Raw genomic sequence first — 9,480 nt, forward strand, 5'->3', positions numbered from 1 at the left:
TGGCCGCGGAGCCATTCGCTGATCGTGAGACAGACCGCGAGCGCGATCACGCGCGAAGCGTCGCGCGGCCAGATCAGGCGCGCCAGCGCAAAGCCGAACGCGGTGAACAGCGCGAGATAGGCCGGTAGCCCCAACAGCGCAAATGGCAGCAGCCAGGCAAAGGTGGAGGCGTCGACCAGAAAGGCGTATCCGATCCAGTACAGGCCCGGCACGAAATAGCCAAGGCCGAACCAGAAGCCGCTCATCGCCGCGCTCGGCACGCCGCGCAGCCGGCCGGCGCCGGCGCCATCGATCAGGAAGACTGCGACGGGAAATGTCATAAACAGCACCGGCCAGGCATTGAACGGCGCCATCGCCAGGTCCGACAGGCTGCCTGCCACGAATGCGATGGCGGCGCGCTTCCATCCCCAACTGAGGATAATGGCCAAGCTCGCTGCACTGAGCCTTTTGGCGACAGCGCTCACTGGGGATCGGCTCCGTCGCCGGAGGGCGGGCTCGGATGACCCTGGCCGGGTGGCAGGGGTGCGTCGGAGGCGGCTTCGCGTCGGCGGCTCTCGCGCTGGGTCCGTGGTGGCGGGCGTTCCTTGCGCACCGCGATGCGCAGCCGCTTGACCCGGCGCGGATCGGCGTCCAGCACTTCCACCTCGAAATTGGCCGGACCGGAAATCACTTCGCCGCGCACCGGCAGCCGTCCGACAAAGCTGACGAGATAGCCGCCGAGCGTCTGCACTTCCTCGCCGGCTTCGCCGGTGACGAATTCTTCTCCGATCACCGAGCGCACGTCGTCGAGGCTGGCGCGGGCATCGGCAATGAAGGAACCGTCGGCCTGGCGAACGATCGACGGCGGCTCGTCGCTGTCATGCTCGTCGTCGATCTCGCCGACGATCTGCTCGACGATGTCCTCGAGCGAGACCAGGCCATCGCTGCCGCCATATTCGTCGACCACCAGCGCAAGGTGGATGCGCGAGGCCTGCATCTGCGCCAACAGGTCGATGGCCCGCATCGACGGCGGCACATAGAGCAGTTTGCGGATGATGTTGGCTTCGAACAGTGGCATGGCGAGGTCGACGGCGCGCAGGTCGAGGCCGGCTGGCAGCGGTTTTTTGCGCCGGGTCTTGGCCTCGTCGGGCACGCGGGCGCGCGCGGTCATGAAAGCCAAGAGGTCGCGGATGTGGACGATGCCTTCGGGGTCGTCGAGGGTGTCGTTATAGACCACGAGGCGGGAATGCGCCGCGCTTTCGAACAGGCTCAAAAGCTCGCCGAGCGGAATGTCGCGCTTCACCGCGATGATGTCGGCGCGGTGCACCATGATTTCGGCGATGCGCCGCTCGTGCAGGTCGAGGATGTTGCGCAGCATGGTGCGCTCGACCGCGGAGAAGCCGACGTCGTCAGGCGTCGAGGCGTCGAGCACGACCTGCAGGTCGTCGCGGACCGAGTTCGACTTCCACCCGAACAGGTTGCGGATCGCCCGCGACAGCCAGTTCTCGGACGCGGTCCGCCCGACCTCGCTTTGCGGCACCACCGCAGGCAGGTTGCGTGTGTTGCGCGGGTTGTCGTGGATCGGCTCGGAATCGGCCATCTCAGTTGATCCGTTCCCGCATCCCATAGGGATCGGGAATCCCGAGTTGCGCCAGAATTTCCCGTTCCAGCGCCTCCATCGCCTCGGCCTCGTCGTCGGTCTCGTGATCGTAGCCGATCAGGTGCAGGAAGCCGTGCACGGTGAGATGACTGAGATGATGGTCGAACGGTTTTTGTTCCTCGTCGGCTTCCCTGCAGAGCGTCTCATAGGCGATGGCAATGTCGCCGAGCATGCGCGGCGGATCATCATCGCCGGGCGGCGCGGTCGGCTGCAAGGCTGGAAACGACAAGACGTTGGTCGGCTTGTCGATGCCACGCCAGTTCTTGTTCAGCGTGCGGATGCCTGCATCGTCCGTCAGCATCACTGCGAGTTCCGCGCCGCCGGTGTCGGCATCGGCGGTCTCGGCCGCCGCCGCGATCGCGCGCAGGATCACGGCCTCGGCATCGGCCGCCTCGCGCCAGCAATCGGCGGTGACGAGAACCTCGGTGATGGGAATGAAGGAATCTGGCATCGTAAGCTTAAATGAAATCTTGGGTGTGCGCCTCTGGCCGGCGCGGGCGTGGGCCCGCCGCGCCAGTTCGGCCTGGGCTTCAGAGTTGTGGCTTGCCCTCATAGGCCGCCACGATCCGCGCCACCAGCTCATGGCGGATCACGTCCTCGGCCGTGAACTTGACTTGTGCAATGCCCTCGACGCCGTCGAGCAGCTTTGCGGCTTCGGCGAGGCCGGAGGTCTGGCCGTTCGGCAGGTCGACCTGGGAGGGATCGCCAGTCACGATCATGCGGCTGTTCTCGCCGAGCCGGGTCAAAAACATCTTCATCTGCATCGAGGTGGTGTTCTGGGCCTCGTCCAGGATGATGACGGCATTGGTCAGTGTGCGGCCGCGCATGAAGGCCAGCGGCGCGATCTCGATCTCGCCGGTCTGCAGCGCGCGCTCGACGATGCGCGCATCCATCAGGTCATACAGCGCATCGTAGATTGGCCGCAGATAAGGATCGACCTTCTCGCGCAAATCGCCGGGCAGGAAGCCGAGCCGCTCGCCGGCCTCGACCGCAGGCCGCGACAGGATGATGCGATCGACTTCCTTGCGCTCGAACAGTTGCGCCGCGTGCGCCACCGCAAGCCAGGTTTTTCCGGTGCCGGCGGGGCCGACCCCGAACACCAGCTCATGCCGCTTGAGTGCACGGATATAGGAGTCCTGGGCGGCGGTGCGGGCTCGCACCGGCCGCTTGCGCAGATTGATGATCTCGAACGCCGACTTGGCGGTCTTGGCGTCGTATTCGAACAGCGAGCCCTGCGCGATCACGGCGCGGATCGCGCCTTCGACCTCGCCCTGGTCGAGATCATGGCCCTTGATGGCATTGGCGTACAGCATCTCCAGTACGCGGCGAGCCGCGTCGCAGCCATCGCGCGAGCCGGCGATAGTGATGTGGTTGCCGCGGGAGTCGACCAGCACGCCGAGCCGGCGCTCGATCAGCGCAAGGTTCTGGCCGTACGGGCCAACCAGCGCGGACGCGGCGCGATTGTCGTCGAAGTCGATCACGACCTGGGTCTCAGGCGGAAGCTGCATGTCGCGGTCGAATTTGCGGCTGGGAGCAAGCGAGGGTGAATCCGATGCGCTTTTTGGCAAGGGTTCAGGCTCCGGTGGGACTAAGGGAGGCGGCGGGCTGCGGCGATGTGAGCGCCCCGATCGGTGCGAGCTCGCCAAGCAGGCTGTAGCGCTCGAGGCTTTCGATGCGGACCGGCTTGACCTGTCCGATGATATCGGGCGGGGCCATGACATGGGCCGGCTGCAAATAGGCGGTGCGGCCGACGATCTGCCCGTCCTTGCGGGCGGCGCGCTCGAACAGCACCTCCACGGTGCTTCCGATCGCAGCCCTGTTGAAGGCCGATTGCTGGCTGTCGATCAAACTCTGAAGCCGCGCCAATCGCTCGTCCATGTCAGGTGCTGACACCGTCTCCCGCATCTCCGCCGCCGGAGTGCCCGGCCTCGGCGAATATTTGAACGAATAAGCCGCAGCGTAGCCGATTTCCGTGACAAGTGCGAGGGTCTCGGTAAACTCGCATTCCGTCTCGCCGGGGAAGCCAACGATAAAATCCGATGAAAATGCAATGTCTTGACGGGCGGTACGGAAACGCTCGACGATTTTCAGGTAATCGCTTGCGGTATGGCGGCGGTTCATGGCCGCCAGGATTCGGTCGGAACCCGACTGGACCGGCAGGTGCACGAAGGGCATCAGCGCCTTGAGGTCGCGATGCGCCGCGATCAAGCTGTCGTCGACGTCGAGGGGGTGGCTGGTCGAATAGCGCAGCCGGAGGACGCCGGGAACCTCGGCGAGGCGATAAAGCAGCCGTCCCAGCGGCCAGGTCCGGCCGTCCTCGCCTTCGCCGTGATAGGCGTTAACGTTCTGTCCGATAAGCGTGATCTCGCGCACGCCATTGTCGGCCAGCCGCTTCACCTCGTCGATGATCTTTTCCGCCGGCCGCGACACTTCGGCGCCGCGGGTGTAGGGCACCACGCAGAAGGTACAAAACTTGTCGCAGCCTTCCTGCACGGTGACGAAGGCCGAAATGCCGCGCGCGCGGATCGCCTCCGCTTTCGGCTGCGGCAGAAAGTTGAACTTGTCATCGACCGGAAATTCGGTCTCCACTGCGGCCTCGCCGGCCCGGCTGCGCGCGAGAAGTGTCGGCAGATGATGATAGCTCTGGGGACCTACGACGATATCGACCACCGGCGCGCGGCGGATGATCTCGTCGCCCTCCGCCTGCGCCACGCACCCGGCCACCGCGATGCTGACCTGCCGCCCGCGCCGCGCCGCCTCGTCCTTGGCCACGCGCAGCCGTCCCAGTTCCGAAAAGACCTTTTCGGAGGCTTTCTCGCGGATGTGGCAGGTGTTGAGAATGACGAGGTCGGCGTCGTCGGCCTCGGCCGTCTCGACAAAGCCTTCGCCGGCCAGCGTGTCCGCCATGCGCTGGGCATCGTAGACATTCATCTGGCAGCCGTAGGACTTGATGTGCAGCTTCTTCGGCGACGTCATGGGATACGAAAGCTGGAGAATTGGGAAACGGCGCCCCATTGGAGGGCGAGGCGCTCAGATATAGGCTAAAGTGCCGGAATTCCAGCCATACACCGTCATTCCGGGGCGATGCTATGGGGTCCGCGCGAAGCGAGGCCCGATGGCATCGAACCCGGGATGACGAGGTTGATGGTTTAGGTCGCCGCGGAGAAACTCAGCGTCACCCCTTATCGTCCTCCAGCGGAACGCAATACAGTTCCAACCGGTGATCGACCAGTTTGTAGCCGAGCTTGCGCGCGACCTCCGCCTGCAGCTTTTCGATTTCCTCCGAGGTGAATTCGATCACCTTGCCGTCACGCAGATTGATGAGATGGTCGTGATGGCTGTCGCGCATCTGCTCATAGCGCGCGCGCCCTTCGCGAAAATCATGCCGCTCGATGATGCCCGCGTCCTCGAACAGTTTGACCGTGCGATAGACCGTCGAGATCGAGATCTTGTCGTCGACCGCCGCACAGCGGCGATACAGTTCCTCGACATCGGGATGATCGCAGGCTTCCGCCAGCACCCGCGCGATGACGCGGCGCTGTTCGGTCATTCGCATTCCGGTCGCAGCGCAACGCGCCTCGATGCCGGAGGGCTTTGGCGCGGAGGAGGGTTTCAGGGCTGTCATCGGGATTTTCTCTTCTAGGGGCGTTTCTGCCACTTCGCGCGGCCGATTTGAAGCCCCTTGTCGCTGCGGGCCGCAAGTTCGCCGTCATATCGCAGGTGACACCCGGTTTGGTTTCCCGGTGTCTGCGAGTCGTCACGAAGTGCGGGCGAGGCGCAACGAAGGAAGGCGGCGGGACACGAAGCTTACGACAAGTCACGGCGCATCAGAAGCGCATTCAACTGTTCCCCGCTCGCCTGCCGATAATAGCGCTCGCGGCGTCCGACCACGGCAAATCCGGTACGTTCGTACAGCCGTCGCGCGGGCCGGTTGTTTTCCTCGACTTCGAGGAACACCGTCTTGACCCCGCGCCCGGCGAGATGGCCGAGATGCGTGACCAGCAGGTTGCCGGACATGCCCCGGCCGCGATGCACGCCGTCGATGGCGATCGACAGAAGCTCGGCCTCATCGGCCCCGATGCGGGACACGGCGAAACCGATGACGTTGCTTCCCATTCGCAGCACCTGCAGCAGCGTGTTGCGCTCGGCCAGCATGCGGTCGAACTCGTCCTCGCTCCAGCCGCGATGGAACGATGCGGCGTGGATCTCGGCCAGCCGCCGTGTATCGCGCCCGGTCGCGCCCTGGACAACGAGGTTGCTGTTGCCGGCCCAGAAGGCCTCGAACAGGTCGAGCAGCAGGTCGAACGGCCAAAGGAGCATGGCAGTGTCGATCACGGCACAGGCGGCGGCGCCGGCGCCTTGACGTCGGGCGCCCGGAGATAATAGGGCCGCGGCGGCGCAGTCTCCGGGTTGACGGCGGCACCGAGCCACGCAACCCAGGTGATGTCGGGCGCAGCCAGCGCCTCGACCTTGAACGGCGGCGTGGACTTGGCCGGCCAGCGCTGGGCAAGGAACTGCGCGGCGTTGCCGACCAGATGCAGCGCGCCAAAGCGCGACGTCTCGACGGCCTCGTCGATCAGGCCGACGCGCGCGCGCAGCAACGAGGTGCCATCCCCGGCGACGACTTGGAAATACACCTGGTCATGCCGCGCATCGATCGCTGAGAGCACCGGCTGCTCGGCATTCTGGCTCACGACAGGCGCGGCATAGGCCGTCAGCGTCGTCAGTCCGACCACGGGCTTATTCGCCGCCAGGCCGATGCCGCGCGCTGCCGACAATCCGACCCGCAGGCCCGTGAAGCTTCCGGGACCCGTGGTCACCGCGACGCGGTCCAGCGCGGCGAACGGCAGGCCGCCGGCCCTCATGACGCGCGCGATCAGCGGCATCAGCGCCTCGGCATGGCCGCGCTTCATCGGCTGCTGCTCCTGGGCGATCAATTGGCCTGCATTGGTGTCCAGCACGGCGGCCGCGCAGGCGTCGAGCGCGGTATCAATGGCGAGGATCAGCATCGTGCAAGCCCGGCGAGCCCTTTTTGCATTTCACGACCAGGATTGGGCCGGCTCTCCTTCTCTCGAAGCGCGTCCGCTGTCCCAGCCAATCCCCGTGTCGCTCGGACCCTTAGCATGGTTCCGCGCGCCGTTCCCAGCAAAGCAGCTCTACCATTGCGCGCAGTGCTGCCCGAGCTCGCTCCCGGATCCTGATAGGTCCGGCATGCCTGCAACTATTAGTCGGTAACCCTTTGAAATAGCTGGCGATTAATTAAAAATTAGCCTTGGCCCTGCAAATTTACCGTCAGCGGACGATACATGTTCGGCAACCGGTCGCCGTCAAGCCGGACAAGCCGAAGAGGGGGGCTTCAATGTCATTCTGGCGCATCAGTTCGAAAACCAGCGAGGCGCTGGCCTTGGCCGAGTCCATCTACAAATCCCAGGCGGTGATCGAATTCAACATGGATGGCACGGTCATCACGGCCAACCAGACTTTGCTCGACGTGCTCGGTTATCGCCTTTCCGAAATCACGGGCAGGCACCATGGCGACTTCGTTTCCGCCGCGATGCGAGCCTCCGCCGACTATCGGACGTTCTGGGCCGACCTCAACAAGGGCAAGACCCGGACCGGGGTATACAGTTGGGTCGGCAAGAACGGCAAGGAGGTCTGGCTCCGGGCCGCCTTCACACCGCTGGCCGACGCCGGCGGCAGGCTGGTCAAGGTGGTCGAATTCGGCAGCGACGTCACGGCGCAAAGGATCCAGAGCATGGAGGACGCCGGCAAGCTGGCGGCGATCGCGCGCTCGCAGGCGGTGATCGATCTCGATCTCGATGGAACGATCGTCGGTGCCAACGAGGCCCTACTCCAGGGCATGGGTTACAGTCTTGCCGAGATCGTCGGCAAGCACCACAGCATGTTCGTTGCGCCGGCCGAGCGCGACAGCGCCGCCTATCGCGAGTTCTGGGCAGCGCTCAATCGCGGCGAGTTTCGCATCGGCGAGTTCAAGCGGATCGGCAAGGACGGCCGGGAGGCCTGGGTTCTCGCCTCCTACAATCCGATCCTGGATGACAGCGGCAAGCCGTTCCGGGTGGTCGTGTTCGCATCCGACATCACCCGGCAAAAGCTCAGGACCGCCGATCTCGCCGGCCAGATCGAGGCGATCGGTAAATCGCAGGCCGTGATCGAGTTCGACATGGATGGCGTGATCCTGGGCGCCAACGAAAATTTCCAGAAGGCGCTCGGATACACATTGTCCGAGATCAAGGGCCGGCATCACAGCATGTTCGTGCCGGCGACCGATCGCGACGGCGCAGCCTATCGCGAGTTCTGGGCCAGGCTGAAGCGCGGCGAGTTCCAGTCGGGCGAATACAAGCGCATCGGCAAGGCCGGCAAGGAGATCTGGATCCAGGCCTCCTACAATCCGATCCGTGACGTCAACGGCCAGCCCTGCAAGGTGGTGAAATACGCCAACGATACGACGGCCCAGGTGATCGCCCGGATGAAGGGCGACAAGGTGCGCGGCATGATGGAGCAGGTCGCCTCCGGTGCCGAACAGCTCTCATCGTCGGTCCGCGAGATCTCGGAAGCGATGACAAAATCCAGGCAGACGGCGGCCACGGCGGTCGAGCGCGTCGAGGTCGCCGACCGGCAGGCGCAGCGGCTCTCCACTGCGGCCGGATCGATGAGCAGCATCGTGGAGCTGATCGGCGACATCACCGGCCAGATCAACCTGCTCGCGCTAAACGCGACCATCGAGTCGGCGCGGGCGGGCGATGCAGGGCGCGGCTTTGCGGTGGTCGCCGCCGAGGTGAAGAATCTCGCCAATCAGGCCAAGCAGGCGACCGACAAGATCGGCAGCGAGATCGGCAACCTGACCGGAATTTCGGCCGACGTGGTCGGCGCGCTGAACGCCATCAAGACCGCGATCCAGGGCGTCAGGGAATACGTGTCCTCGACCGCGGTCGCGGTGGAGGAACAGAGCACGGTGACCAACGAAATGTCGTCCAGCATGCGCCGCGCCGCAGCGGAAGCCGCCAGTATCGGCCGGGCGGGGTAGGGGCTCTGCTGTCCGTCATTCCTGGGCGAAGTCTGGAGCTGGTCCTAGTCCAACTTCCAGTCATCGCCTGGCTTGACCGGGCGATCCAGTACGCCGCGGCCTCTCCGTCAAGCACCCCCCGTCTCTGGGATACTGGATCGTCCGCTTTCGCGGACGATGACAGCTCAGTTCCGGGTCACGGTCACATCGGACGGACTTCGACCACCTCGGGCACAAAATGCCGCAGCAGGTTCTGGATGCCATGCTGCAGCGTCGCGGTCGAAGACGGACAGCCCGAGCAGGAGCCCTTCATGTTGAGATAGACGATCCCATCCTTGAAGCCGCGGAAGGTGATGTCGCCGCCGTCATTGGCCACCGCAGGGCGCACCCGCGTCTCGATCAGGTCCTTGATCATGTCGACCGTCTCGGCGTCGGACTCGTCGAAGAACTCATCGTCCGCCTCGCGCGCGTCATCGCCGGCCGTAATGCCGTCGGCGAGCAGCGGCGCACCGGACATGTAGTGCTCCATGATCGCGCCGAGGATGGCGGGCTTCAAATGCTGCCAGTCGCCCTCCGTCTTGGTCACGGTGATGAAGTCGGAACCATAAAATACGCTGGTGACCCCGGGCACCGTGAACAGCCGTTCGGCGAGCGGCGAACGCGCGGCTTCCTCCGGGGTGGTGAACTGCATCGGCCCGCCGTCGAGAACGACGCGGCCCGGAATGAATTTCAGAGTGGCGGGATTGGGAGTGGCTTCGGTCTGAATGAACATGGTTGTCTCCGGCGTCGCCGGTTCAAGGCCGGCGCGTGGGGGTCT

At 64.8% G+C, this 9,480-nt stretch carries 9 protein-coding genes and 1 pseudogene; 1 reads left to right on the top strand and 9 read right to left on the bottom strand.

Annotated elements, in window-relative coordinates; genetic code table 11:
* The 8 genes and pseudogenes from JOZ76_RS18085 to tsaB form a co-directional block, all read right to left on the bottom strand.
* Positions 1 to 428: pseudogene (locus tag JOZ76_RS18085) on the bottom strand (apolipoprotein N-acyltransferase); the annotation flags it as partial.
* Positions 429 to 460: 32 nt separating this feature from the next.
* Positions 461 to 1,579: a hemolysin family protein gene (locus JOZ76_RS18090; protein WP_291700363.1), complete on the bottom strand. Its 1,119-nt coding sequence runs from the start codon at positions 1,577 to 1,579 to the stop codon at positions 461 to 463.
* 1 nt (position 1,580) lies between these two features.
* Positions 1,581 to 2,090, bottom strand: coding sequence for an rRNA maturation RNase YbeY (gene ybeY / locus JOZ76_RS18095; RefSeq protein ID WP_291700366.1), 510 nt, complete (start codon positions 2,088 to 2,090; stop codon positions 1,581 to 1,583).
* Between the two features lie 79 nt (positions 2,091 to 2,169).
* A complete protein-coding gene (locus JOZ76_RS18100) occupies positions 2,170 to 3,147 on the bottom strand; it encodes a PhoH family protein (protein WP_291700367.1) in 978 nt (325 codons plus the stop codon).
* Positions 3,148 to 3,211: 64 nt separating this feature from the next.
* Complete coding sequence (miaB, locus tag JOZ76_RS18105; RefSeq protein ID WP_291700369.1) at positions 3,212 to 4,615, bottom strand: tRNA (N6-isopentenyl adenosine(37)-C2)-methylthiotransferase MiaB; 1,404 nt, start codon at positions 4,613 to 4,615, stop codon at positions 3,212 to 3,214.
* 199 nt (positions 4,616 to 4,814) lie between these two features.
* A complete protein-coding gene (locus JOZ76_RS18110; RefSeq protein WP_291700371.1) occupies positions 4,815 to 5,264 on the bottom strand; it encodes a Fur family transcriptional regulator in 450 nt (149 codons plus the stop codon).
* Positions 5,265 to 5,446: 182 nt separating this feature from the next.
* Entirely contained in the window at positions 5,447 to 5,935 is a 489-nt protein-coding gene (gene rimI, locus JOZ76_RS18115; RefSeq protein ID WP_441300054.1) for a ribosomal protein S18-alanine N-acetyltransferase, read from the bottom strand.
* Positions 5,936 to 5,970: 35 nt separating this feature from the next.
* On the bottom strand, positions 5,971 to 6,648 hold the full coding sequence (gene tsaB, locus JOZ76_RS18120; protein ID WP_291700376.1) for a tRNA (adenosine(37)-N6)-threonylcarbamoyltransferase complex dimerization subunit type 1 TsaB: 678 nt from the start codon (positions 6,646 to 6,648) through the stop codon (positions 5,971 to 5,973).
* Between the two features lie 350 nt (positions 6,649 to 6,998).
* On the opposite strand from tsaB, the gene JOZ76_RS18125 reads away from it, so the two are divergent.
* Positions 6,999 to 8,684: a methyl-accepting chemotaxis protein gene (locus JOZ76_RS18125; RefSeq protein ID WP_291700378.1), complete on the top strand. Its 1,686-nt coding sequence runs from the start codon at positions 6,999 to 7,001 to the stop codon at positions 8,682 to 8,684.
* 181 nt (positions 8,685 to 8,865) lie between these two features.
* Here JOZ76_RS18125 and JOZ76_RS18130 read toward each other — a convergent pair whose 3' ends face one another.
* Positions 8,866 to 9,435 (bottom strand): NifU family protein, encoded by a 570-nt coding sequence (locus JOZ76_RS18130; protein ID WP_291700380.1) that lies wholly within the window; start codon positions 9,433 to 9,435, stop codon positions 8,866 to 8,868.
* Between the last annotated feature and the right edge of the window lie 45 nt (positions 9,436 to 9,480).

The organism is Bradyrhizobium sp. (assembly GCF_019244115.1).
Taxonomy (GTDB): Bacteria; Pseudomonadota; Alphaproteobacteria; order Rhizobiales; family Xanthobacteraceae; genus Bradyrhizobium.

Excerpts from the sequence above, each read along its gene's own strand:
- ybeY (WP_291700366.1), bottom strand. The coding sequence starts at position 2,090 with ATGCCAGATTCCTTCATTCCCATCACCGAGGTTCTCGTCACCGCCGAT.
- JOZ76_RS18100 (WP_291700367.1), bottom strand. The coding sequence starts at position 3,147 with ATGCAGCTTCCGCCTGAGACCCAGGTCGTGATCGACTTCGACGACAAT.
- JOZ76_RS18110 (WP_291700371.1), bottom strand. The coding sequence starts at position 5,264 with ATGACAGCCCTGAAACCCTCCTCCGCGCCAAAGCCCTCCGGCATCGAG.
- JOZ76_RS18130 (WP_291700380.1), bottom strand. The coding sequence starts at position 9,435 with ATGTTCATTCAGACCGAAGCCACTCCCAATCCCGCCACTCTGAAATTC.
- tsaB (WP_291700376.1), bottom strand. The coding sequence starts at position 6,648 with ATGCTGATCCTCGCCATTGATACCGCGCTCGACGCCTGCGCGGCCGCC.
- miaB (WP_291700369.1), bottom strand. The coding sequence starts at position 4,615 with ATGACGTCGCCGAAGAAGCTGCACATCAAGTCCTACGGCTGCCAGATG.
- JOZ76_RS18125 (WP_291700378.1), top strand. The coding sequence starts at position 6,999 with ATGTCATTCTGGCGCATCAGTTCGAAAACCAGCGAGGCGCTGGCCTTG.
- JOZ76_RS18090 (WP_291700363.1), bottom strand. The coding sequence starts at position 1,579 with ATGGCCGATTCCGAGCCGATCCACGACAACCCGCGCAACACACGCAAC.